Below are 24,512 nucleotides of genomic sequence, written 5' to 3' on the forward strand. Positions count from 1 at the left end.
GTAGCCAAGTTAACATTCCATTAACATAAAAAGCTTTAAATTGCACCATGAAACTAAGTGTGCTCGTTTTAATTACTGCGCTGGCCGTTGCCCTTTCCATCGGTATGGTAAATTTTTACTTCGAGCGTAGCTGGTATTATTTCGGAATTTCATTTGGCGTTTCATTCCTGTGCAGTTTTCTGGTATTTTATTACTTATTGGAAAAATACATCTACAACAAAATAAAACTGATTTACAAACTCATCCATAATTTAAAACTTGGTAAGGATTTAAAAGATGCACTTGGCGAATACGTAAGTTCTGATCCTATTAATGATGTAGAATTAGAAGTTAAAGAATGGGCCGGTGCTAAAAAAAGGGAGATTGATCTGTTAAAAAAACAAGAGCAATTCCGGCGTGAATTTTTATCAAATGTTTCTCACGAATTTAAAACGCCGCTTTTTGCTATTCAAGGATATATTGAAACACTGCAGGATTGCATTGTAGATGATCCGGATATGGCTGTAAAATTCCTTAAAAAAGCTGAAAATAATGTAGAAAGGTTGAGCTACCTGATAAACGATTTAGATGCGATTGCGAAATTGGAAACAGGCGAATCGCCAATTAATTATCAAAAATTCGATTTCGTTTCACTTGCCAAAGAGGTGATGGAAAATCTGGATGACAAGGCAGAGACAAAACACATCAAACTGTTCTTTAAGGATAAATATACTGCGGTTACCATGGTCAATGCCGACCGTGAGAAAATACGCCAGGTATTAATTAACCTCATTGTAAATAGCGTTAAATATGGTATTGAACATGGTGAAACCGCTATAAAAATATTCGAGCTCCACGATCAGTTTTTGATTGAGGTTACGGATAACGGCATCGGCATCGAAGAAAAACATTTATTACGGTTGTTCGAACGCTTTTATCGCATTGATACACACAGGGCTAGAGAAGTTGGAGGAACAGGACTTGGTTTAGCCATCGTGAAACACATCTTAGAGGCACACCAACAAACCATTTCGGTAAGAAGCACGCCCGGAATAGGAACCACCTTTGCTTTCACGCTTCAAAAGATAGGTTAGATGGCATCCACACCATTTTATTAATGCCAAATAGTTTTTCAATTCTATTGTAAACATCGAAACTAAACGTGCCAATTTGTCACTTTTAATTTAATTTGTGTATTTTTGCAATCCCCAAAATCTTTTTTAAGAATGATTGATTTACAAATACCAGATAAAACGCATGATGAGGCACGACAAGGCGAAGCGCTGATTTTAGATGCGCCTGTTAAAGCTGATGCCCGCAAATTATATATTGAAAGTTATGGTTGTGCAATGAACTTTGCTGATAGTGAAATTGTTGCCTCCATTCTATCAGAAACTGGCTTTGAAACCACAGGAGATTACCATCAGGCAGATGTGATTTTCATTAATACTTGCTCTATTCGGGAAAATGCTGAAACCAGGGTTAGAAATCGTCTTTCACAATTTGGGGTAGAAAAACGCCGTAATCCAAAATTGATTGTTGGCGTTTTGGGCTGTATGGCCGAACGATTAAAATCTAAGTTTTTAGAAGAAGAGCGCTTGGTTGATGTAGTGGTTGGACCAGATGCCTACCGCGATTTACCAAACTTAATTGAACAGGTAGAAAGTGGTCATAAAGCGGTAAACGTGCTTTTATCACGTGAAGAAACCTATGCTGATATTAGCCCGGTTCGTTTAAACAGCAATGGCATTACGGCTTTTATTTCCATTACGCGTGGTTGTAATAACATGTGTTCGTTCTGTGTGGTTCCATTTACCCGTGGCCGCGAACGTAGCCGTGATGCCCATTCGATAATAGAAGAAGCAAAATCACTGTTCGAGGCAGGTTATCGTGAAGTTACCCTTTTGGGCCAAAATGTAGACTCTTACACCTGGACATCAGAAGATGGTACGGAAACCGTAAACTTCGCTCAGCTCTTAGAACAAACAGCTTTGGTAAATCCTGATTTAAGGGTTCGTTTCTCTACATCACATCCAAAGGATATTACGGATGAGGTTTTACACACCATTGCTAAATACGACAACATTTGCAATTACATTCACTTGCCTGTACAATCGGGAAACACACGTGTTTTGGAATTGATGAACAGAACTTACACCCGCGAATGGTACATCAACCGCATCGATGCGATTAAAAAAATCATTCCAGGTTGTGCAATTTCTACTGATATCATCGCCGGCTTTTGTACGGAAACCGAAGAAGAACATCAGGAAACTTTGAGTATGATGGATTACGTGGAGTATGATTTTGCTTATAATTTCACCTACTCTGAACGCCCTGGAACTTTAGCGGCCCGAAAGCTTGAGGATGATATTCCTGAAGAAATTAAAAAACGCAGATTAGCAGAAATCTTAGCCAAACAACAGGCGCATTCTTTAATGCGTTTGCAGGAATGGGTTGGCAAAACAGTTCGCGTATTGATTGAAGGTACGTCAAAAAAATCCGACCAGGATTATTGTGGCCGTGGAGATAGTGGTGCAATGGCAATTTTTCCAGCTATTGAAGGTGTTAAGCCTGGCCAATATGCCAATGTTTACATCGAAAGGTGTACTTCAGCTACGCTGATTGGAAAGATAGTTTGATAATAGTTACATGTTATCGGTTGCGGGTTATAGGGCTAAATGCCAAATCCCAATACATAGAAGCTGATCATAAATATTACAATAAAAGTTAAAGATTAAATCATTAGAAACATGTTATAAAGCATGACCTTCAACTTTTAACCTTTAACTTTCAACCATTAAAGAATGGATACACAAAATATTAAACAACGATTCGGAATTATTGGCAACTCGCCGTTACTTAATCGTGCTATAGATATTGCAAGCCAGGTAGCACCAACGGACATGTCGGTACTCATTACCGGCGAAAGCGGAAGTGGAAAAGAAGTGTTTTCGCACATCATACACCAAATGAGTGCTCGTAAACACGGTGCTTTTATAGCGGTTAATTGTGGTGCCATTCCGGAGGGAACAATTGATTCTGAATTATTTGGCCATGAAAAAGGATCGTTTACAGGCGCACACGAAGCACGCAAAGGTTACTTCGAAGTAGCCAATGGCGGCACAATTTTTCTTGATGAAGTTGCGGAATTACCTTTAGGTACTCAAGCCCGTTTATTAAGAATTTTAGAAAGCGGCGAATACCTTCGTGTGGGTTCATCGAAAGTGCAAAAAACAGATGTGCGTATTATTGCGGCCACCAACGTAGATGTTTATAACCGTGTTAAAAACGGAAAGTTCCGCGAAGATTTATATTATAGATTGAACACCGTTCCATTGCGAATTCCTGCATTACAGGAGCGCAAAGAAGATATTTATTTGTTGTTTAGGAAATTCGCGGCCGATTTTAGTGATAAATACCGTAGTCCGGCTTTACACTTAGAGCCAGACGCTGTTCAAGTTTTAACCAATTATAGCTGGCCAGGAAATGTTCGTCAGCTGAAGAATATTGCCGAGCAAATCTGCGTTTTAGAAAAGGATAGAAATGTAACTGGTCAGGCCATTTTAAATTATATCCCCAACGAGGCCGGAAGCAATTTGCCAATGGCAATCAATTCTCAATCGAAAGAAGATTTTACAGAAAGAGATATTTTGTATAAAGTACTTTTCGATATGAAAAAGGACATGGTTGAACTTAAAAAATTGGTGGCAGAAATTATTCAGCATGGTGGAAATACGGCAACTGTTTTAGCTGATAATCCGCAATACATTAATCAACTCTACAGAGATGTAGAATTACCATCTGGACAGGAGCACGCTTTTACCATCCAACAGCCATCGCAAAACAACAATAACAGCAGTAACAATAATAATGGCGATTACTTTGCACATGAAGCAGAAGAGGTAGAGGAGTCGTTATCGTTAGTGGACAAAGAATCTGATCTGATTAAGAAGGCGCTCAAAAAACACAAAGGCAAGCGTAAATTTGCTGCTCAAGAGTTAGGCATATCAGAAAGAACGCTTTATAGAAAAATTAAAGAGTTAAATTTATAAAGCTCGTAAAAGACTTAAATCTTCATTTGATGAAAATTAAAATATTCGCACTAATTCTAATTGCCGCACTAAGCGCTTGCTCTTATAAGTTCAGCGGTGCATCAACAGAAGGATTAAAAACCGTTATTGTGCGTACGTTTGAAAACAATGCACCATTGGTTGTTCCAAACTTAAATAACCAATTAACCGAAGCCTTAAAAACCAGGATTCGTAACCAAACAAACCTAAGCGTATCAACCACCGAAGCCGATGCTGTTTTTGAAGGGCGAATCACCGGTTACGACATTAAACCTGTTGCATTACAATCGAGCGCTACACCAACTGCCGGAGCCAACCGATTAACGGTTACGGTATCCATTAAATATGTAAATAATGTTGCAGGTAAGGAGAAAGAAAGTTTCGAAGAAAGCTTTACTAAATTTTTCGATTTCCCTCTAAACGGAGCTTCAATCCAGGCCGCTTTACCAAACGCTTTAGATCAAATTAATAGGCAACTAACTGAAGATATTTTTAACAGGGCATTTGCACAGTGGTAAAGTTCCAATTACACAATGCAATCTTTTCTTAAAAACCGCTGACATTTTTTAACTTAGCGACAAACCTCAACAATGGATAACAAACAACTACTGGCAGATTTACTTGCTCAACCCGGAAAGGTTGGCTTGGCGCATGTGCCTATGTTGAAAGAAATGGCCGCAAAGTTCCCTTATGCACAGCCAATCCACTTATTGTTGGCGAAGGCCGAAGCGTCGTTTGTTCCAAAAGCGGCATTGTATACTAAAGGACCTACGTTATTTCATATTTTAAATATGGTTCCGGTAACTGAGGCGGATAAAGAAATTATTGAAGAGGAAATTGCAGCAGAACCTATTTTTGAAGAAATTGAAGCCGATAAAACTGAAGTAATCGACGTTGATCAGCCTACAGAAATAGAAACACCTAAAAATCTACCAGGAATTGATAGCCATTTATTGGATTTACCTGCTGATGAAAACATTTTTATTGAAAGTGTAGCTGCAACTGATTTTTTTGCCTTCGAACAACAGTTGAGTACTGATGTCATTCCGGAAGCACCACATATTGAAACTGTTGTTCCTGATGAACCTGAAATTCATCGTGTTTCTAAATATGATGATGATCAATTACCCTACACATTTTTGTGGTGGTTGGCCAAAACAAGAAAGGAACACGAGCAGATATTTCAGCCTTATGCACAGCCAAACCAGCATTTAGTTAATAAACAGCAGGAGGTTAACCAACAACAGGATCGGGCAGCATTTCAACAACAGTTTGTAGAGCACATTTTCCACATTCAAACTCCTTTTGAAGTAGCAGATCATTTAGCAGAATATCCTACTCCTGAAGTTAAAGATGCAAAGGGCGCCGAAATTATTGAGAAATTCCTGAAAGAAGATCCAACAATTAAGCCACCAAAGCCTGAACAGATTGACACGGAAAATAAAGCTAAAAAGAGTGCTGAAGATCACTACGACCTTGTCTCTGAAACTTTAGCTAAAATATACATCGAGCAAATGCTTTATCACAAAGCCATAGATACTTATAAAAAATTAAGTTTGAAATATCCAGAAAAAAGCCGTTACTTTGCCGACCTTATCCAATCTATAGAAAAGAAATTTTAAAATATAATATTACCATGGTAACCTTTTTAATCATTTTATTAATTGTTGTGTGTATAGCTTTAGGCTTATTTGTATTGATACAAAACCCTAAAGGCGGTGGTTTAGCAACGGGTGGAGGCACAAGCAATATGTTTGGCGTTCAACGTACGGGCGATGTTTTAGAAAAAGGATCGTGGGTTTTATTGGCTGCAATCGTGATTTTAACATTAGGTATTACCACAATTACTAAAAACGGTGGTGGCGCTACAGCAGTAGGAAGTTCAGCTATCCAAGAGCGTTTAGATAAAACACCTGCACCATCTCCACTTGGTGGCGGATCGTTAAATAACACAGCTCCGGCAAAACCAGCTACAACTGATACCACTAAAAAATAGTTTACACTTAAAGAAATATAAACCTTCCTTTTCGGGAAGGTTTTTTTTTGGCCTGTTTTTTTTTAAAGATTGATTTAAAAAAAAATGAAAATAATTTAAAGTAATATTGAATCTCATCCGTTTACTGGTTTATAAACCCTGTAATTTTGCCATCAAACGAATCTCAAAATATTATTTCTACGGTTTCCAATTACGGGAAACGCTTATTCAGTTTCATTCGTGGGCGAGTGAACACGGATGAGGACGCGGAAGATATTTTGCAGGATGTTTGGTATCAGTTAAGTAATCAGCCAGAAGCAGGCGCCATTGAGCAAATTAGCGGCTGGCTTTATCGCGTAGCCCGGAATAAAATCACCGACAAATATCGCAAGCAAAAAGAAGATCATTTGGAAGATTTTACTTTTGAGGGTGAAGATGGAGAAATCAACTTCAAGGAAATTTTATTGGCCGATGCTTACTCTCCTGAACAGGAGGGTTTGAAGAAATTATTCTGGGATCAGCTATTTTTGGCGCTCGAAGAATTACCAGAAAATCAGCGTTATGTTTTTGTGCAGAATGAGTTGGAGGAACGTACTTTTCAAGAACTGGCTGACGAAACTGGCGAAAACATTAAGACTTTAATATCAAGAAAGGGTTATGCAGTAAAACATTTGCGTAGCCGTTTACAAAATTTATATCAAGAATTTATTAACTATTAATTGAATAGGAAATGAGAAATAGAAAGTTTAGTAAAGGCAAGAAATTCATTTTCTTTATCCCTGTTGTGGCGCTAATTGCTGTTGCATTAGGCTATATTGTGATGTTTTTATGGAATTGGATTTTACCAGAAGTGGTACATGCCGGTCGATTGAATTTTTGGCAGGCATTGGGTTTGTTGGTACTTTGCCGATTGCTGTTTGGTAACTTTAATAAAGGAGGTGGCCATAATCGTTTCCGTGAAAAGGCACGAGAAATGCGTTCTAAATGGGATGGCATGAATGAAGAAGAACGGGCAAAATTTAAAGAAGAATACAGGCGGCGATGCGGAGGATGGGGACATCGAAATAAGGATTAGTTTTAGGTCAGCAGAAATGCTGGCTTTTTTTGTTTTAAGTGCTAGCCCATCTTTGTTTGAAAGGGTTTGCTATTCAACTCCACCTTATTAGCAAAATCGAAAAGCCCAAATGAGATTGTCATCCCGATGTTTTGGAAATGAAAAACCGGAACCCGCAATGATGCCGTTTTAGTCTTTCATAAAACACGGTATGAAATAAATTATTTCAAATTTTTTAAAGTAAAAATAAATCTGCTTCGTCTACCCTATTAAATAACAAAAAGTAGCAGAAATGAAACAAATAATAAAAGCAATAGCATTCGGAATTTTACTTGGCGCAACCGTATTTTTTGTGCCCTTTATATTCAAATTTATACTGGGATTAATGGTTATCGGTTTATTTTTCAAGCTGGCATTTAGCCGCCGGCGCCGACGTTTTATAAATCGTTTTGAAGGGTTTGATCATCACTATTCGCCAATTGTGCCCATCGATAATCAATGGTATAAGCCAACAATTCAAGGAAACGGTCCGGTAAATCACATCAACATTAATTACTAAAACCATGAGAGCATTTAGAATATTACTCGCTTTGGCAGTTGCAGGTGCAACATTTTATAGCTTAAATGTGCTGGCCATGCAAAACGGCTATCCAGATCGATTGGATTTCAAAAACAGACATTACCATGAAAAGGATTGTGAATCGCAAGACCGTCATCATGGTTTCAGTCACCACAACCGAAAAATGACTGATTCTATTATCACACCAATTGATAGTTTAAACAATTAAGCACATGTCGCAGGTTTTAGTTTTGAGTAATCCCACCCGTACTGATGTTGATCCGATTTTAGGCTTTGCAAGCGATTTGATTATCAAGGGAGAGAAAGTTACTTTCTTCAGCACGAATGAATTTAAAGCACCTATTGAAAACATCGGCGCAGATTTTAAAGCTTACAACCAGGAATTGAAAATTTTCAATAAAGAGGAATATTTAAATGATGAAAAACCTAAATCTGGTTTAATTAGCGCATTGCTCGAACCAATGAAGTTTATTGATGACATCGTGGTACAAATAAGAGGCTTAAAATTCGATTATGCTGTTTTTTCTCCCTCGTATCCTTATGCAAACATCATTACACAATTACTGGGTATTTCGAGAACCCAGCAAATGATCTCGAATTAGTAACCATAAATTTAATAAAAATGTATAACGAAAATAAATGCCATACAGGCAGAATGAATAGAGGTTGTGGGCCAAGAGGTGGCAGGTTTGGTGGTCATCACCATGGTAAATTTGCTCATCATGCACACGAAATGTTTGGAAAAGGATTTAGACGTGTGCCTGCAAACATAGAAGAAAACGATAGCGAATTTATCATCCATCTATTTGCTCCGGCTTTAACAAAAGAGCACTTAAAAGTGATCACAAAAGATGATGTTTTAACCATAACGTATGCACCTCATGAAGAAACAGATTCATCACAAAAATTTAGCAGAAGAGAATATAGTAATGGTGCTTTTGAAAGATCATTTGCGCTAAATGGCAAAGTGCTTGCAGATAACATATCAGCAAAATATGCCGATGGAATATTAAAAGTTACGCTGCCTAAAAATCCCGAAACCAATGTACCAGCAAAAGATATTGCGGTTAACTAAGTTTCGTCTATTATAATTTCCATGGCCCCGATTGTTTACAATCGGGGCCTTTTTTTGTTTGTGACCTGCACAGTATTAAACTTTTGCCTTTAACTATTGACTTATATTTTTGAAAAATAAATCAACTAAAATTTTATGGCAGTCATTTTGCTTTAATATGGCAAACACACACAAATGAAAACTATCAATATTTTATCTGCATCTGTAGCATTAATTTTATTTGCTAATCAGCAGGCCGATGCTCAAATTAAATTGGGCGATCTGTTTAAGAAAGTAATGGCTAAACAAACCACTACAACAATTGCAACTGGTACACCCAGCACAATAGAAATTGGACTAGGCATTAAAGAAGCGCTGCAAATTGGTGTATCTGCTGGTGCCGATCGGTTATCGGTGAAGGATGGCTTTTTAGGAAATCTGGCCGTTAAAATTTTAATGCCACCCGAAGCGCAAAAGGTAGAAAAAACTCTACGTGGAATTGGCCTAAACCAACTCTGCGATAATGTAATTACCAGCCTAAACCGGGCAGCCGAAGATGCCGCTACAGAAGCGAAGCCGATTTTTATATCAGCAATAAAACAAATGACATTAACCGATGCCACAAATATTTTATTGGGAAACAATGATGCTGCAACCGCATATTTTAAACGTGTAACCACTTCTCAATTAATGCAAAAATTTAGCCCGATTGTAACCACAAGCTTAAGCAAGGTAAATGCAACTAAATACTATTCTGATTTAACCTCGCAATACAACAGGTTGCCTCTGGTTAAACCTGTAAATACCAACTTAACTGAATACGTTACTCAAAAAGCAATTGATGGGTTGTTTATTGAAGTGGCAAAAGAGGAATTGAAAATTAGAGGCAATTTGAATTCACGCAGTACAACATTACTTCAAAAGGTGTTTGGCTACGCAGATAAGAAAAAGATCTAAGTCTGTACAAAATCATAAATAGGTAGAAGATCCGGGTTTTAAACCACTCGGATCTTCTTTGTTTAAAACAATTCGTAAAATTGCGCATGACTAAATTATATTCACTGTTAGCGGTGGCAATAATTCTTTGCCTGGCTATTTTTGCTTCCTGCACTTCGAATAATAAAGAGCAAAACGCACAAAAAGCGGTACTCGATACTGTTTCTTTAAGCGGCAAGAGTTTTGCGCTGGCGTACCAGGATGGACAAAAAATTGTAGCCACCAGTATCGATACAATGAAACAGATCTCATTTGGCGGCGCAACTGATCCTTCTATTCCTCTTGATGGAAATAAACTGGCTTATACTGTTACCGATAGTGCTGGAAAAAGAAGCATTTGGATAGCCGATTTAGAAAATAAAAGTCAGTTGCAGGTGCACGCCGATAGTAAAAATTATTATGGTGCAGTATGGTCTGCAGATGGTGTTCATATTGCTTTTAGTGTTTTAAATGAGAAAAACATCTGGAAAATTGGTCTGGTTAAAAATGATAATACAGGTTTTATCATGCTCGATGACCATTCGGAAACCTACGTTAATTCTCCAACCTGGAAATCGAAAACCGAAATTGTTGCGCATGATTTAAACAATTTGTACACTTTCAATCTGACTGGAGAAATAATAGATACAACACCATTCAAAAATTTAATCGGAGCGGCTTATCATATTGCCGGCGATAATATTTTCTTTTACGCAAACCAAGGTAAAACCATCATTTTCAGTGCTTATTTTGGGCCAGGTGTACCCGAATTACATGGCAAAGCCAATGCTGTTTTTGCGATGGATCTGCTTTCCAAAGATGTTCAACGAATTTCTCCTAACGGGATGAATGTATCGAACCTTTTTGTAACTGCTGATGATCGGATTTTCTTCAGTGGCGCTGAAAAACCGTTTACAGAAAGCAAAATTTATTTCTCTGATCTAAATGGTCATATCAAAACAATTGTTGATAAAGGAACAAATCCAACAGGTGCTCTGAAATAGTTTTAGCGGGCATTTCATCCCTTTTTTCTGTCATTGCTTCAATCGATTTTTCATCGATTGAAGCAATCTCAATTTGAGAATATTTAAAGCAACAATAGTAGATGAGAAGATCATTTTGATTAGTAATTTTAAAAGATTTCTCGGCTGCACTCGCGATGACGACCGCTAATAGCGATTTTCCCATTACGGAAATTGATAAGATGTCCAGTCGAGGAATCAATCAAAACCATCTTTAATCTTCATTTTGCAGATTTAAGAAAAATCAATTCTGCCAAGCTGACACCTATTATTCTAGATTTGTTTTGATTTTGACAGTACAGGTGTAAATTTGTCCCTGAAAGCTACTTGGCATAGAAAGTGTTAATTGTATGCTTAGTTAAAAAACTTAAAATCAAAATAAAAAAATAATAAAAGTTATGGCGTTAAACCTTAAACCAATTGCTGGCAGTTCGAACAGAGTTATTGTTGAACCAGCTGCCGCAGAAGAAAAAACTGCATCGGGTTTGTATATCCCTGATACCGCTAAAGAAAAACCATCCAAAGGAACTGTAGTTTCTGTTTCTGAAGAAGATGCTGAAGGTAAAAAAGCAACTGTAAAAGTTGGTGATGTTGTTATTTATGGTAAATACGGTGGAACCGAATTGCCTTACGAAGGTAAAGATTACCTGATTATGCGTGAAACTGATATCTACGCTGTTGTAGAGTAATTGTAAGTTAAAAGTAGAAAGTTAAAAGTTATAAGTAATGCGATTTAATAGATCGTAAATCGTAATTCTAAAATCTGAAATACAAATGTCAAAACAAGTAAAATATAACGTAGAAGCACGCGACGCCCTGAAAAGAGGTGTTGATATTCTAGCAAATGCAGTAAAAGTAACTTTAGGGCCTAAAGGCCGTAACGTAATCATCGATAAAAAATTCGGTTCTCCGGCAATTACTAAAGATGGTGTTACAGTTGCTAAAGAAATCGAATTGAAAGATGCGGTTGAAAACATGGGCGCTCAAATGGTTAAAGAAGTAGCATCTAAAACAGCTGATATTGCTGGTGATGGAACTACAACTGCTACAGTTTTAGCGCAAGCAATTATTACTACTGGTATTAAAAACGTTGCCGCTGGTGCAAATCCAATGGATTTAAAACGTGGTATAGATAAAGCTGTTGCTGCAGTTGTTGCTAATTTAAAAGAGCAATCGCAAACTGTTGGTGAAGACAATAATAAAATTAAACAAGTTGCATCGATCTCTGCAAATAATGATGAGGTTATCGGTTCGTTAATTGCAGAAGCAATGAGCAAAGTTGGTAAAGATGGTGTAATTACTGTTGAAGAAGCAAAAGGTACTGAAACTGAAGTTAAAACGGTTGAAGGTATGCAATTTGACAGAGGTTATTTATCTCCATATTTTGTTACCAATGCAGATAAAATGGAAGCGGAATTAGAAAATCCTTACATTTTAATCTACGACAAAAAAATCAGCAACATGAAAGAATTGTTGCCAGTTTTAGAAAAAACTGTTCAGACTGGTAAACCATTGGTTATCATTTCTGAAGATTTAGATGGCGAAGCTTTAGCTACTTTAGTGGTTAACAAAATTCGTGGTTCGTTAAAAGTTGTGGCTGTTAAAGCACCAGGTTTTGGCGATAGAAGAAAAGCAATGTTAGAAGACATCGCAATCTTAACTGGCGGTATTGTTGTTTCAGAAGAAAGAGGTTATAAATTAGAAAATGCTGATTTAACTTACCTAGGTTCTGCTGAAAAAGTGGTTGTTGATAAAGACAACACAACAGTAATCAATGGTGCTGGTAACTCTGAAGATATTAAATCTCGCGTAAGCCAAATTAAAGCGCAAATCGAAACTACTACTTCTGATTACGATAAAGAAAAACTACAAGAGCGTTTGGCTAAACTAGCTGGCGGTGTTGCAGTTCTTTATGTTGGTGCAGCTAGTGAAGTTGAGATGAAAGAGAAAAAAGACCGTGTTGATGATGCTTTACATGCAACTCGTGCAGCTGTAGAAGAAGGTATTGTTGCTGGTGGTGGTGTTGCTTTCATCCGTGCTGTTGCAGCTTTAGCAGAATTAAAAGGCGCTAACGAAGATGAAAACACTGGTATTCAAATCATCCGTCGTGCAATCGAAGAGCCATTACGTCAAATTTGCGAAAACGCAGGTATCGAAGGTTCTATTGTAGTTCAAAAAGTTAAAGAAGGTACAGCAGATTTTGGTTACAATGCCCGTACTGATGTTTACGAAAACTTAATCGGTGCCGGTGTTATCGACCCTACTAAAGTTTCTCGTGTGGCATTAGAAAACGCTGCTTCAATCGCTGCAATGTTATTAACTACCGAAGTTGTATTGGCAGACGAACCTGAAGAAGGTGGTGCTCCAATGCCTCCAATGGGTGGCGGTGGCATGGGTGGAATGATGTAATTCAGCAAACTCAACTACTACGAAAAATTTTCGTGTAAAAATATACCCTCATGGTTTTAATACCTTGAGGGTTTTTTTATGCCTCTACGATATTACAAACAGCCTTTTATAATGGGTAAACCATTATAATTGTACGGGTTGGTGTAAATATTTGTGTGTGTAACTCAAAATTTACCTTCTTTGTCCTTGAATATTTATGAAAGCGTAGCATTACTTATTACATAGATGTAAGTAATAAAATCAGACCAAACACTGATTTTAACCGCAATTAAATCATTCCCGTGTGTTAGAGCTTTTTAATGTAGACCTGTTTGAAAAGGAAATGGCTTTTGTATGCCCTAATTTTAGGGTTATTATTGATTAATAAAACATCATTTGCTCAAATCAATATTGGGCCAATTGATCCAGGTCCTTTTACTCCTGGTAGCACCATTGCTGCGACATTCAAATTGCCCGCGGATTGCTATGGGCAAAACAATGTTTTTCAGCTTTATCTATCGAATGAAAACGGAGATTTTAGCGGCGAAAAATTAATTGGTACTTACACTGGTTTTTACGGCACCTATGTAAATGGCGTAATCCCAACTACTGGTATTCCTCCCGGCACAGGGTATAAACTAAGAATTAAGTCGACCAATCCAGCTGCTGTAAGTACTGAATCAACAGCTTTTCAAATAAAAGCAGGCACGGCCACCGAAGCTAAATTAGTTTCAACCTATCTCACCCCAACCAATACCGAAACCTTTGGTACTTGTACCAGTAGAACTAATAATCCATTCATTATTTCTAATGAGTCTACGGCTTCTGCGGTAGTTTCGGCAAAAATTACCAATGAATTAAGTGGTAATGTTACCGCCCTAAACTTTACCACCAAACTACAACAGTTTACTGCCGACCAGGCACACTACACCATATTGACTAAAGCCGTTAACCCCGATGGAACCATTGCCACTAAGGCTTACTTTTTAATTAATAATAAAACCGTTACTGCATTTGGTAATTCAGGTAATAATATCGTTTGCTTACCCTTAGGCGCATTGGAGTTTAGTGTAGATTATACTTCACCAGGCGGTATTCAAAATAATTTTCCGGGAGATAAATACACCATTACCTGGGGCGATAATTCGACATCGGTTTATACCTTTTGCGACATTGCTGCATTACAGGGAAAAGTGAAGCATAATTATTTGCGTTCCTCCTGCGGAAGTACATCCGTATCAAGCGCTGGAACCATTTTTAATGCATTTGATGTTACAATAAAAGTTTCCAATGTATTCTGCGGCGATCTTGGAACACCTGTTTCCTCATCGGCAAAAGTTGTAGCAAACCCTGTAAATAACTTCACTTTTACCAATCCGGGCTGTACCAATACAGACATTACGTTTATCAATACGTCTACTGCGGGAGAAAATCCAAATACAACTTCATCTGGTTGTACTGAAAATGTTGTTACTTACAATTGGTACGTTGATGGTATTCCTGTTGAAGCCAATAAGCCACGGTCGTATAATTTTATATATAAATTTTTAACCCATGGAGAACATATTGTTCGTTTAGAATCTAATAGTTCCGGGGCTTGTCAGGCAGAAATTGTAGAGAAAACAATTTGTATTCAAGATCCTGCAAAACCTGATTTTACTTTGTCGAGTACGACTTTATGTACTGGAGGCTCGGTAAAGGTAACCGATAAATCAATTATAGATAAGATTTGTAATGCAGCCAATACCTATTCATGGGTGGTTTCGCCAGCTGCAAGTTTTATAAACGGAACGAATGCCCAGAGTAAAGAACCAGAATTTTTGTTTAATACAGAAGGAGTATACACCATAACGCTCAACATTACAACTCCATCTTGTGGGTTAGTTTCATCAAAACCGCAAACTGTTATTGTAAACAAGGCGCCAATTATAACTTTATCGCCAAATATTACGCTATGTAACTTGGCTACTTACGATTTTAATAGCACTACAGTAGGCCCAACTAAAACGGTAATTGATGGAACATTATTGGATGCCGCAGATACTTATACTTGGACTGTTACTGCAGCCGGGGCCGGAACTTACAGTTTTGCCAATGGAACAACGGCCAATACGAAATATCCATCAATTAAATTTGATAACTACGATGAGTATACCATTACCATTACGCAGAAAAATAATTGCGGTACGATCACAAAAACACAAAAACTCACCTTTTCAACTGCTCCAGTTATCAGTGCTGGTGCCGACCAAAGTATTTGTTATAATGACCCAAGTTTCTCTTTGGCAGGAACCATTACCGGAACTACAACGTCACAAACATGGGTTGGTGGCAATGGCACATTTGCACCAAACAGAAATACTTTAAATGCAGTATATACACCAACGCTTGCCGAAAAAAATAGTGGTAGCGTAACTTTACGACTAAGAGCAACAACCGCTTTGGCTGCTCCATGTAATCAAATTGATGATGATGTTATACTTACGATAAAACCCAATATCAACATCACCAGTTTAGCATCCAAAGTAATTTGCACTGGAAAAAATGTCGCTTATACCCCAAAATCGGCTGCTGCCGGAACAATTTTTACCTGGACAGCTAGTGGATCTTCAAATGCAAGTGGATTTGCCACAAACGGAAATGGCATTATTGATGATGTTTTAATCAACACTGATTTAACAACCGATGCAGTGGTGACCTATGTGATTACACCAACGTTAGATGGTTGTACTGGTACACCTTTTACATTAAAGGTAACGGTAAATCCAAATCCCCTGGTTACTGCAACTGCCCCAAATCTTACTATTTGTAATAAAACCAGTGTGGCCATCAACTTAGCATCGGTAATGAGCAATGTAAAATACACTTACAGCAGTGTTATCAGTGGAGAAATTACTGGTAATACCAGTCAAACGGTTGCAACATCGGGCACAGCAATAAACGATATTTTAACCAATTCGGGCACAACACCTGCCACCGTAACATATAATATAACTCCGGTTTCAGCTGGGAGTTGTTCGGGTGTACCAACTACAATAACCATTACCGTTAACCCCAGCGCAACATTGGCAAATGCCGGAGCCGACGAAGCAATTTGTAATTTAACCACTTACACTTTAAAAGCAAATGAAGCTATAGTAGGCACTGGAAAATGGACAGTCGTAACTGCGCCCACAACAATTTCCTTTGCTGATAATACTAAACATAACACTATAATTTCTGGCTTACAGGCTGGAAATAGCTATTTATTAAAATGGACAATTAGTGATGGTGGATGTTCGACAACGAGTGATGAAGTGCAAATTACAGTTAATCCAGAGAGTGTTGGCGGAACAACATCTGGCAGCAATACTTTGTGTGGAGGTACAAATGGGGGTAGCATCACTTTATCTGGCCAGGTTGGCAGCCTTATCAGATGGGAGCAATCAATAGATAATGGGCAAAACTGGTCGGCTGTAACATCAACTGCTAATCCATTGGTATATTCGAATTTGAGCGTAACTACACAATACCGGGCAATTCTTAAAAGCGGAAGTTGTGCAGAAGCCATTTCATCAGTGTCCATAATTACCGTTAATACACCAACAGTTACAGCTAATGCAGGTATTGATCAAAATTTATGTAGCGGAAATGGGGTAACTTTAAATGGAAATAACCCTGCTCCGAATGCTGGTTTATGGACGCTAATTTCTGGACAAACCGGAATAACGATAACTGACCCTACACTTTTCAATACAAATGTAATAGGCTTAATTCCTGGTGAGACTTACAAATTTAGATGGACCATTACTGGATTTGCAGGTTGTCCTCCTTCTTCATCAGAAGTTACAATAACCTACTTCTCCCCTATTTCGAATAGCATTAGCAGCACGGCAACATCAGTTTGTACAGGGCAGCGTGTTACATTAATCGGTAATGTTCCAACAGGTGGTTCAGGAAGCTTTAATTATCAATGGCAAAGCAGTTTAGATGGAAGCACTTGGGTTAACATTCCATCATCCATTGATAAAGACCTAACTATTAGTCCCGCGGCTTCCATAACTTACAGAAGGTTAGTAAACAGTACGATTTGTACTTCGGTAAGCAATACGGTTCAGATAATTGTACTTCCAGATCTGGCAAATAATACCATCTCGGCAGATCAGCAGCTGTGTATTGGTTCGGCAGCTGCAACAATAACAGGATCTACCCCAACTGGTGGTGATGGTAATTTCAATTATCAATGGCAGTCTAGTTTAAACGGAACAACATGGAGTGATGTAATCGGTGCAAATGCTATAAATTTTACACCACCTTCGCCCACTGCCACTATTTATTACCGCCGGTCGGTTAATAGCGGCGCATGCTCAATCAATATTAGTAATTCGATTAAACTTACTGTAAATCTTCCTGCGAAAGCAGAAATAACATATAATCAAGATAAAGGCTGTGCACCATTTAAACTTCTGAACACAAATGTGGCGGCTGTTTTATATCCAGATCGAAATGCTACATATACCTGGTTTGCCAATGGATCAGAAATTGGTACAGGAGCAACTTTTCCTGGTTATACTATTGCAAATCAGAATGAGAGTGTAATTATTAAACTTTCAGTTACCAGCAATAATGGATGTAACAGTGATGAGATTACGCACACGTTTACAACCCAGCAAGATGTTGCCGCAGCTTTTACTCAAAATGTAACCAACGGCTGTGGCCCGTTGAATGTTACATTTACCAACACCTCGAATTCATTAACAGCAGCAACTTTTAAATGGGATTTTGGGAATGGAAGTACTTCAGATTTGGCGCAACCCGCTACGATAACCTATTTGGCCGATCCGACTGGAAAAGACCTCACTTATATCATTACCCTTACAGCAACTACGCCTTGCGGAACGACTACTAAAACTTCAGAGGTTTTGGTTAAGGCCAAGCCAGTTTCCATATTTTCGCCTGATAAAACCGCTGGATGTTCACCATTTAAAGTAACGTTTAGCAACACTTCGCCAGGCAATTCTACCAGCTACACCTATGATTTTGGCGATGGGGAAACGTTAACTACTACCGATAAAAACAGTGTTTCACATACTTATACTACACTTGTAGTGAAAGATTATGTGGTTAAAATGCTGGCTACAAACGAGTGCGGGTCAACAGAATCGCAATATACCATCAGGGTTTCGCCAAATTCTATTGTTCCCGAGTTGGTGGTAAATAGTAATCAACTTAGGGGTTGCGCACCATTAAAAGTAGATTTCTACAATAATACCAAAGGTGCCAATACATTTGTTTACGATTTTGGTGATGGAAGCACATCGGTTACAAATGCTGCTCCAGAGGTGGTATCGCATACTTTTACTAAAGCAGGGAAATACACCATCACCCTTCATGCCTCAAATGGCTGCTCAAATGCATCGACAACAGAAGAAATTGAAGTTCTGGAGCAACCATCCGTAAGTTTTACAGCAGATAAAACAAGTGGTTGTGATGGTGTGGTTGTGAAGTTTAAAAATACAAGTCAGAATGCCATTGGTTATGTTTGGGATTTTGGCGATGGCACCACTTCGACCAATGTAGAGCCTACACATACTTTTACAGGTTCAGGTAAAAGCTTCACGGTAACCCTAAGAGCCACAAACATTTTAGGTTGCACCAGCTCAGTTAGCATTCCAGGATATATTAAAACGGCAAATCCTCCGGTGGCCACATTTACGGTTAGTCCAGGTAATGAGTTATCCATTCCAAATTATACTTTCGGCTTTAAAGATACCAGTGTTGATGCCGTTAGTTGGGAGTGGCTTTTTGGCGATGGATCGAGATCGACACAACAAAATCCAAATCATACTTATGCAAATGATGGCATTTATTTAGTTACGCTAAAAGTTTTGAATAAGGAAGGTTGTTCATCCACAGTAACGCAATCAGTTAGAATAATAGGCATACCTGGAAACTTAAATCTACCAAACTCATTTATGCCTGCAAGTGCCAAAAATGAGATTAAGACTTTTAAAGCCAAGGGAGAAGGTATTAAAAACTGGAAAATGAGTGTGTTTAACAAATGGGGGCAGTTAATCTGGGAAACCACACAATTGGATAATGGAGCACCAATGGAAGGATGGGACGGTACATTTAAAGGGCAGGACCAACCCCAGGGCGTGTATTACTGGAAGATAGAGGTAACTTTTATAAATGGGGGTGACTGGAAAGGAATGACATACGATTCAGCTCCGCCACGAAAAACAGGCGTAATATATTTAATAAGATGATGGGCAGAAAGATAATATTATTGATGTTTTTATTGGTATCGCCGCTTTTTTTATTGGCGCAAGATCATATTTACTCGCAGTTTTACAACTCGCCAATTTACCTTAACCCAGCTCTAACCGGACAATTTGAGGGCGATATCCGTTTTAATGCACTGTATAGAAATCAATGGTCGGGTTTGGCCAGCGATTATTCTTATATGAGCGCCTCCGGCGATTTAAACCTCGACAGAATAAATAGTGGCGTAGGAATTATCTTTAATAGAAGCACAGAAGGGACGGCTTATTTAGTGAAGAATAATGTCGCTGCAAGCTATTCATACATTATAAACGGCGATGACTTTGCACTTTCTTTTGGATTGCAAGCCGGCGTTACCAATCAAAAATTAAATTGGGACAAGCTTGTTTTTGGAGATCAAATTGGTATTGGCACTGGTTACATGCCAGGCAGTATTTCTGGGGCTGAAAGACCGAGTATTGATAGCAGATTTTATCTGGATGCCAATGCCGGAACCAATCTGGTTTATGGCAAATTCATGCTGGGTGTAGCAGCACATCACATTAATCGCCCTGACGAATCCTTATCTGGTTTTCAAACTAAATTACCGATGCGGATTTCAGCAAATATGAGTTATAAACTTACTCTGATTCCCGATCAATACGATAGAGATGGTAGCTACCTTATTCCTTCTGTGGTGGTTTACAAACAACAAAATATCACATCTTATAGCTTGGGCATGCAATACAAATATGCCGGTATAAATGCTGGAATTTGGTACCGCGGAGGCAGCAATGCTGGAGGAAATGACGCGATTGTATTGTCTGTAATCTTCGATATTTTTAATCGAAAAACCAATGGCGAAAAATTCAGGGTTGGGATTAGCCATGACGCTACCTCATCAAAAATTAACTATTCCAATACGGGAGGAACTTCAGAAATTGGCTTAGGCTACGAAAAATATTTCCAAAATAGTTCTAATGCGGGGCGGGCAAATGGCTTAAGATGCTACGATTTTTATTAATTTGGCTTTGTTAATTCAAAGTAATGAACGATATTTTAGATAACAACCATTTCATTACCCAAAGTGAGGTTAATAAATTTTTATTGGCTACACTATTATGTGGTTTAATTGGTGCAGAACGCGAATACAGAAGTAAATCTGCTGGTTTAAAAACCATGATGATGATCGGTTTGGGTTCAACATTGTTTACCATTCTATCTATTAAGATCGGGTTAAGCAGTCAAGATCGTATTGCATCCAATATTGTAACAGGCATTGGTTTTTTAGGCGCTGGTGTTATCTTTAAAGAAGAAAACCGGGTTAAAGGCCTAACTACAGCTTGTATCATTTGGATTGTTGCGGCCATCGGAATGGCCATTGGAAGTGGTTATTATGAACAAGCCATTGGCGTTACCGGAGTGGTTTTACTTGCCTTAATTATCTTTCCATTTTTAGAAGAAGTTGGCGATCGCCGGTTTACCAAGAGGGTTTATCGGATTGTTAAAAGACAACATACGCATGGCGATTTAGAAAGTTATGAGGAAGTTTTTAGAGAAAATAAATTAAAGCCACAACGCGGAAAACACCAATTGGTAAATAATATTATCACCGGCAACTGGACTGCAACAGGAACACCCAATAATCATCAGAAGTTTGTAGAACAGATGTTGAAAGATAAGGATATTATTGAGTTTGATTTTTAGGATTTTATTCGAACTTTTTAACAACGGTAAATAAGTTTGCACTTTCTTGTTGTAGCGCAACCTTTTTTTCTTCCACAACCATTGTGTCAGACCACACATCATGCCAAGGAGTAGATGGTGTTCCCAACGCACTAAAGGCATTAAATGGAATTACTCTAATGAGGTTTCTAGTGAATGATTTTTCGAAACTAATATCAGTTCCATCAATATTTACTGCTTTTGTTTTAGTGATGAACTTGCCTATTGATTTACCATTTAACATGGCTTCTGTAAATGCCATCATTATACCGTAAAAAACCATAGCAACAATACGGCTAATGATTCCATTATCTAAATAGTCGACGATTTCTGGATCAATTAATGCTACTATTATAGCAAGAATAACCAATAGTAAATAAGTTACAACGGAATCTATAATATAATTGGCCAATCTTAATCCAGAGGATGCACGACAATAACGGTAATCAACCTTATCATACGGATTTTGAGTATCGAAGTTCATTAGAGTACATTAAATTTATAAACCAAGATAGCTAATTTTGATTCCGCACTAAAAAATTAGCGTAAAAAGTTCAAAAAACAAATCATAGCTTTGTGTAACTAACTATCTTCATGATTAAGGAACAGATTTCAGTTTTCGATATTTTTAAAATAGGCATCGGCCCATCAAGTTCGCATACACTTGGTCCGTGGAGGGCTGCACAACAGTTTACCGCATCGCTTACACAACAAGGATTTCTTGCCGATGTAGAAATGGTAAAAATATTGCTTTACGGATCACTTGCCAAAACAGGCAAAGGCCACGGAACTGATGTTGCTATATTGTTGGGCTTAACTGGAGCAGATCCGGTAACGTTTGATGTTGATGCCGTTACGCCGACTTTTGAAAGCATTCAAAAAGATAAAAAACTAAATCTTGCAGGTAACCTGACTATCGATTTTGATTACGATAATGATCTGTTATTCCTTTTTGCCGAAAGCCTGCCGTTTCATCCAAATGCCGTTACTTTTCAGGCGTTTTTAAAAAATGGCAAAGCTTTTTCCGAAACTTATTATTCTATTGGCGGAGGTTTCGTTGTTAAAGATGGCGAAGATAATAGTTTAAAACCCCAGGTAGATTTACCTTTTCCGGTAGAAAAAGCAAAAGAGTTGTTGCATTGGTGTTTATCAACCGGATTAAAAGTGAGCGAAATTGTATTGGAAAATGAAACGGCTTGGCGACCAGAATCTGTTACCAAAGCAGGCATTCTTCAGCATTTTGCGGTAATGAGAGATTGCATTTACCGTGGCTGCCATACCACAGGCTTTTTGCCAGGTGGATTGGATGTTGCCCGAAGAGCATTTCCATTAAACAAAAGGTTAATAGGCAAATCTGAATATAGCGATTACACTTCATGGGTAGAGGCCATTAAAAAAGGCGGCAACGGATTCAATTATATTTTAGACTGGGTGAGTTGTTTCGCACTTGCAGTTAACGAAGAAAATGCTTCATTCGGAAGGGTGGTAACTGCACCAACAAATGGCGCTGCTGGTGTTATCCCAGCGGTTTTGCAATATTTTATTACCTTTTGCGATGGTTATACTGATGAGAAAATCATTCAGTTTATCGCATGTGCATCAGAGGTTGGTAGCATTTTCAAAAAAGGTGCAACTATTTCTGCTGCGATGGGCGGCTGTCAGGCAGAAATTGGTGTTTCATCAGCAATGGCGGCCGCTGCACTAACAGAATGTTTGGGTGGTTCTCAACGGCAAGTTTTAATGGCTGCAGAAATTGCTATGGAACATCATTTAGGTTTAACCTGCGATCCGATTGGCGGACTGGTGCAAATCCCATGCATAGAGAGGAACACCATGGGAGCAATTAAAGCCATTACCGCAAGTCAGTTGGCGCTGCAAAGTAATCCCGACAAAGCAAAAGTAAGTTTAGATGCCGTAGTAAATACGATGTGGGAAACAGCTTTGGATATGAATGCGAAATATAAAGAAACATCTGATGGTGGCCTGGCAACCAACATTCCGATTAGTTTACCAGAGTGTTAACTAACTAAATTTTCTTTATTGAAGCGCAGTTTTTGTGCTTATCGGAAACATTCATCCCGCCAATGCTACAATCTTTTGGTTATGGCATATGTGGTTTTTAAATGTAATGCTACCAAAAGTATTTCCGCGTATGTCGGGGCTATGAAACACAGACAGTAGCACTTGGGCTGGTTTCCTTGCAAAATGCCTTCAGGTTTAGCCAATGCACACCATGCCCGTCATTTCGACCGTAGTGGAGAAATCTTTTAAACAAGGTATAAGGATTTAGGTTCACTAAGCACTTCGTGGTGCCCGGCTTCCCTTGAAATGACGATTTTGGCACAGGTTATTAATTCTTAAATCGTGTTACCTGCAAATGCCTTTGTTTATAAACCTGATATAAATGGAAAGCCCGCAAGCGAGGTACGAGTGCGGACTTGCAATGTTAGCAGGACTACAAGCCGCCAAATGCACAGAAACGTTCGTTTTCAAAAAAAATAATTAAAACAGGTTTGTTTGCGTTAAAATCAACCACCAAACACCAGTGGTAATAAACGAAAGTAAAATTCCCATTCCAACTACCAAATTAGAAACTTTTGGGTTTAAATTATATTGATCAGCCACTAGTCCGGCGGTAAGCAAAGTTGGCATTGCCATTTCGAAGATGGTAATTCTGGCAATCATTCCGCTTATCCCTAAAATTAAAGCTATCATCAAGATGGAAAGCGGTGCTAAAATCAATTTGTATAATAAAGCAAAGCTGATGTGTTTGATTTCGCTAAACCAGCCACCAAATTTAAGCTGTAAGCCAATTGAAAATAAGGCCAATGGGCCAACAGTTCCAGATAATTTATCTAACAAAGCATCGAAAGATGAAAGGTTAAAGAATCGGGGTAAGGTTAATGCTAAAACACAGCCGAGTAACGGAGGAAATGATAGCACTTTTTTCAAAATCAGATTTACACTTAATTTTTGTTGTTGCGAAGAACGTATGGCAACGATAATCCCAATCGTTGATAACAATGCGAAAGTAATCTGATCGCAAATAATGGCGGTAGCAATTTCCTTCTCACTAAAATATGCGATAATTAACGGGAAGCCAATAAACGATGTATTACTTAACGAACTTACCAGCTTTAAACCACCAGAAGTAGCACGACTTACTTTACTAAACTTTGCATAAATGGTAACGAAAAGCCATCCTAATAGCCATACGCAAATTGGCGCAAAAACTGGGAAAAACAGATCTTTAGTCCAGGCAATGTGCGGCAAATATTTAAATGAAGTAGCTGGAAGTGCGATGTAAATAATCCAGGCATTAATGCCTTTATGGGCATCTTTAGGCAACGATTTACTTTTTCTAAAAAGAATACCAGCAATGATGCATAAACCAATAAGAATGAAATTTGCCATGGTGAGCGCAAAAATATTGATAAAGAAAAC

The 24,512-nt window shown here is 38.3% G+C and carries 22 protein-coding genes; 20 read left to right on the forward strand and 2 right to left on the reverse strand.

Features of this window, described 5'->3' with window-relative positions; genetic code table 11:
* The first annotated feature begins 47 nt into the window (after nucleotides 1-47).
* The 19 genes from LUA91_RS08170 (at nucleotide 48) to LUA91_RS08260 (ending at nucleotide 21,050) form a co-directional block, all read left to right on the forward strand.
* Complete coding sequence (locus tag LUA91_RS08170; RefSeq protein ID WP_231425558.1) at nucleotides 48-1,073, forward strand: cell wall metabolism sensor histidine kinase WalK; 1,026 nt, start codon at nucleotides 48-50, stop codon at nucleotides 1,071-1,073.
* Between the two features lie 132 nt (nucleotides 1,074-1,205).
* Nucleotides 1,206-2,621 carry a tRNA (N6-isopentenyl adenosine(37)-C2)-methylthiotransferase MiaB gene (gene miaB / locus LUA91_RS08175; protein ID WP_231425559.1) on the forward strand — a complete coding sequence of 472 codons (1,416 nt, stop codon included), beginning with the start codon at nucleotides 1,206-1,208 and terminating at the stop codon, nucleotides 2,619-2,621.
* Nucleotides 2,622-2,786: 165 nt separating this feature from the next.
* Nucleotides 2,787-4,034 carry a sigma 54-interacting transcriptional regulator gene (locus tag LUA91_RS08180; RefSeq protein WP_231425560.1) on the forward strand — a complete coding sequence of 416 codons (1,248 nt, stop codon included), beginning with the start codon at nucleotides 2,787-2,789 and terminating at the stop codon, nucleotides 4,032-4,034.
* Nucleotides 4,035-4,063: 29 nt separating this feature from the next.
* A complete protein-coding gene (locus LUA91_RS08185; protein WP_231425561.1) occupies nucleotides 4,064-4,570 on the forward strand; it encodes an LptE family protein in 507 nt (168 codons plus the stop codon).
* Between the two features lie 72 nt (nucleotides 4,571-4,642).
* Nucleotides 4,643-5,674: a hypothetical protein gene (locus LUA91_RS08190; protein WP_231425562.1), complete on the forward strand. Its 1,032-nt coding sequence runs from the start codon at nucleotides 4,643-4,645 to the stop codon at nucleotides 5,672-5,674.
* Between the two features lie 14 nt (nucleotides 5,675-5,688).
* Nucleotides 5,689-6,048 carry a preprotein translocase subunit SecG gene (secG, locus tag LUA91_RS08195; protein WP_231425563.1) on the forward strand — a complete coding sequence of 120 codons (360 nt, stop codon included), beginning with the start codon at nucleotides 5,689-5,691 and terminating at the stop codon, nucleotides 6,046-6,048.
* A 146-nt stretch (nucleotides 6,049-6,194) separates the two neighbouring features.
* Nucleotides 6,195-6,746 (forward strand): RNA polymerase sigma factor, encoded by a 552-nt coding sequence (locus LUA91_RS08200; RefSeq protein WP_231425564.1) that lies wholly within the window; start codon nucleotides 6,195-6,197, stop codon nucleotides 6,744-6,746.
* 11 nt (nucleotides 6,747-6,757) lie between these two features.
* On the forward strand, nucleotides 6,758-7,102 hold the full coding sequence (locus tag LUA91_RS08205; protein WP_231425565.1) for a hypothetical protein: 345 nt from the start codon (nucleotides 6,758-6,760) through the stop codon (nucleotides 7,100-7,102).
* Between the two features lie 271 nt (nucleotides 7,103-7,373).
* Nucleotides 7,374-7,640, forward strand: a complete 267-nt coding sequence (locus tag LUA91_RS08210) for a hypothetical protein (protein WP_231425566.1) — start codon at nucleotides 7,374-7,376, stop codon at nucleotides 7,638-7,640.
* A 4-nt stretch (nucleotides 7,641-7,644) separates the two neighbouring features.
* Entirely contained in the window at nucleotides 7,645-7,869 is a 225-nt protein-coding gene (locus LUA91_RS08215) for a hypothetical protein (protein ID WP_231425567.1), read from the forward strand.
* Between the two features lie 4 nt (nucleotides 7,870-7,873).
* Nucleotides 7,874-8,263, forward strand: a complete 390-nt coding sequence (locus LUA91_RS08220; RefSeq protein ID WP_231425568.1) for a hypothetical protein — start codon at nucleotides 7,874-7,876, stop codon at nucleotides 8,261-8,263.
* Nucleotides 8,264-8,283: 20 nt separating this feature from the next.
* The gene (locus LUA91_RS08225) at nucleotides 8,284-8,736 is read left to right on the forward strand and encodes an Hsp20/alpha crystallin family protein (protein WP_231425569.1); all 453 of its coding nucleotides are present in this window, start codon (nucleotides 8,284-8,286) and stop codon (nucleotides 8,734-8,736) included.
* A gap of 174 nt (nucleotides 8,737-8,910) precedes the next feature.
* Entirely contained in the window at nucleotides 8,911-9,672 is a 762-nt protein-coding gene (locus tag LUA91_RS08230) for a DUF4197 domain-containing protein (protein ID WP_231425570.1), read from the forward strand.
* A gap of 86 nt (nucleotides 9,673-9,758) precedes the next feature.
* Nucleotides 9,759-10,694 (forward strand): hypothetical protein, encoded by a 936-nt coding sequence (locus LUA91_RS08235; RefSeq protein WP_231425571.1) that lies wholly within the window; start codon nucleotides 9,759-9,761, stop codon nucleotides 10,692-10,694.
* Nucleotides 10,695-11,110: 416 nt separating this feature from the next.
* Complete coding sequence (groES, locus tag LUA91_RS08240; protein WP_231425572.1) at nucleotides 11,111-11,401, forward strand: co-chaperone GroES; 291 nt, start codon at nucleotides 11,111-11,113, stop codon at nucleotides 11,399-11,401.
* An 85-nt stretch (nucleotides 11,402-11,486) separates the two neighbouring features.
* Nucleotides 11,487-13,121, forward strand: coding sequence for a chaperonin GroEL (groL, locus tag LUA91_RS08245; protein ID WP_231425573.1), 1,635 nt, complete (start codon nucleotides 11,487-11,489; stop codon nucleotides 13,119-13,121).
* Between the two features lie 356 nt (nucleotides 13,122-13,477).
* Nucleotides 13,478-19,348, forward strand: a complete 5,871-nt coding sequence (locus LUA91_RS08250; RefSeq protein WP_231425574.1) for a PKD domain-containing protein — start codon at nucleotides 13,478-13,480, stop codon at nucleotides 19,346-19,348.
* Nucleotides 19,345-20,367, forward strand: a complete 1,023-nt coding sequence (locus LUA91_RS08255; RefSeq protein ID WP_231425575.1) for a PorP/SprF family type IX secretion system membrane protein — start codon at nucleotides 19,345-19,347, stop codon at nucleotides 20,365-20,367. Before LUA91_RS08250 ends, LUA91_RS08255 begins: the two co-directional genes overlap by 4 nt.
* Nucleotides 20,368-20,390: 23 nt before the next feature.
* Entirely contained in the window at nucleotides 20,391-21,050 is a 660-nt protein-coding gene (locus LUA91_RS08260) for an MgtC/SapB family protein (protein WP_231425576.1), read from the forward strand.
* A gap of 4 nt (nucleotides 21,051-21,054) precedes the next feature.
* Here LUA91_RS08260 and LUA91_RS08265 read toward each other — a convergent pair whose 3' ends face one another.
* Complete coding sequence (locus LUA91_RS08265) at nucleotides 21,055-21,552, reverse strand: RDD family protein (protein WP_231425577.1); 498 nt, start codon at nucleotides 21,550-21,552, stop codon at nucleotides 21,055-21,057.
* 110 nt (nucleotides 21,553-21,662) lie between these two features.
* On the opposite strand from LUA91_RS08265, the gene LUA91_RS08270 reads away from it, so the two are divergent.
* Complete coding sequence (locus tag LUA91_RS08270; protein WP_231425578.1) at nucleotides 21,663-23,090, forward strand: L-serine ammonia-lyase; 1,428 nt, start codon at nucleotides 21,663-21,665, stop codon at nucleotides 23,088-23,090.
* Nucleotides 23,091-23,570: 480 nt separating this feature from the next.
* Here LUA91_RS08270 and LUA91_RS08275 read toward each other — a convergent pair whose 3' ends face one another.
* Nucleotides 23,571-24,482, reverse strand: a complete 912-nt coding sequence (locus tag LUA91_RS08275) for an AEC family transporter (RefSeq protein WP_231425579.1) — start codon at nucleotides 24,480-24,482, stop codon at nucleotides 23,571-23,573.
* Between the last annotated feature and the right edge of the window lie 30 nt (nucleotides 24,483-24,512).

The sequence above is a fragment of the Pedobacter sp. Leaf250 genome, assembly GCF_920984735.1.
Taxonomy (GTDB): domain Bacteria; phylum Bacteroidota; class Bacteroidia; order Sphingobacteriales; family Sphingobacteriaceae; genus Pedobacter.

Excerpts from the sequence above, each read along its gene's own strand:
- LUA91_RS08260 (WP_231425576.1), top strand. The coding sequence starts at position 20,391 with ATGAACGATATTTTAGATAACAACCATTTCATTACCCAAAGTGAGGTT.
- miaB (WP_231425559.1), top strand. The coding sequence starts at position 1,206 with ATGATTGATTTACAAATACCAGATAAAACGCATGATGAGGCACGACAA.
- groES (WP_231425572.1), top strand. The coding sequence starts at position 11,111 with ATGGCGTTAAACCTTAAACCAATTGCTGGCAGTTCGAACAGAGTTATT.
- LUA91_RS08185 (WP_231425561.1), top strand. The coding sequence starts at position 4,064 with ATGAAAATTAAAATATTCGCACTAATTCTAATTGCCGCACTAAGCGCT.
- LUA91_RS08220 (WP_231425568.1), top strand. The coding sequence starts at position 7,874 with ATGTCGCAGGTTTTAGTTTTGAGTAATCCCACCCGTACTGATGTTGAT.
- LUA91_RS08170 (WP_231425558.1), top strand. The coding sequence starts at position 48 with ATGAAACTAAGTGTGCTCGTTTTAATTACTGCGCTGGCCGTTGCCCTT.
- secG (WP_231425563.1), top strand. The coding sequence starts at position 5,689 with ATGGTAACCTTTTTAATCATTTTATTAATTGTTGTGTGTATAGCTTTA.
- LUA91_RS08180 (WP_231425560.1), top strand. The coding sequence starts at position 2,787 with ATGGATACACAAAATATTAAACAACGATTCGGAATTATTGGCAACTCG.
- LUA91_RS08265 (WP_231425577.1), bottom strand. The coding sequence starts at position 21,552 with ATGAACTTCGATACTCAAAATCCGTATGATAAGGTTGATTACCGTTAT.
- LUA91_RS08190 (WP_231425562.1), top strand. The coding sequence starts at position 4,643 with ATGGATAACAAACAACTACTGGCAGATTTACTTGCTCAACCCGGAAAG.
- LUA91_RS08230 (WP_231425570.1), top strand. The coding sequence starts at position 8,911 with ATGAAAACTATCAATATTTTATCTGCATCTGTAGCATTAATTTTATTT.
- LUA91_RS08210 (WP_231425566.1), top strand. The coding sequence starts at position 7,374 with ATGAAACAAATAATAAAAGCAATAGCATTCGGAATTTTACTTGGCGCA.
- LUA91_RS08255 (WP_231425575.1), top strand. The coding sequence starts at position 19,345 with ATGATGGGCAGAAAGATAATATTATTGATGTTTTTATTGGTATCGCCG.
- LUA91_RS08215 (WP_231425567.1), top strand. The coding sequence starts at position 7,645 with ATGAGAGCATTTAGAATATTACTCGCTTTGGCAGTTGCAGGTGCAACA.
- LUA91_RS08275 (WP_231425579.1), bottom strand. The coding sequence starts at position 24,482 with ATGGCAAATTTCATTCTTATTGGTTTATGCATCATTGCTGGTATTCTT.
- groL (WP_231425573.1), top strand. The coding sequence starts at position 11,487 with ATGTCAAAACAAGTAAAATATAACGTAGAAGCACGCGACGCCCTGAAA.
- LUA91_RS08225 (WP_231425569.1), top strand. The coding sequence starts at position 8,284 with ATGTATAACGAAAATAAATGCCATACAGGCAGAATGAATAGAGGTTGT.
- LUA91_RS08205 (WP_231425565.1), top strand. The coding sequence starts at position 6,758 with ATGAGAAATAGAAAGTTTAGTAAAGGCAAGAAATTCATTTTCTTTATC.
- LUA91_RS08235 (WP_231425571.1), top strand. The coding sequence starts at position 9,759 with ATGACTAAATTATATTCACTGTTAGCGGTGGCAATAATTCTTTGCCTG.
- LUA91_RS08270 (WP_231425578.1), top strand. The coding sequence starts at position 21,663 with ATGATTAAGGAACAGATTTCAGTTTTCGATATTTTTAAAATAGGCATC.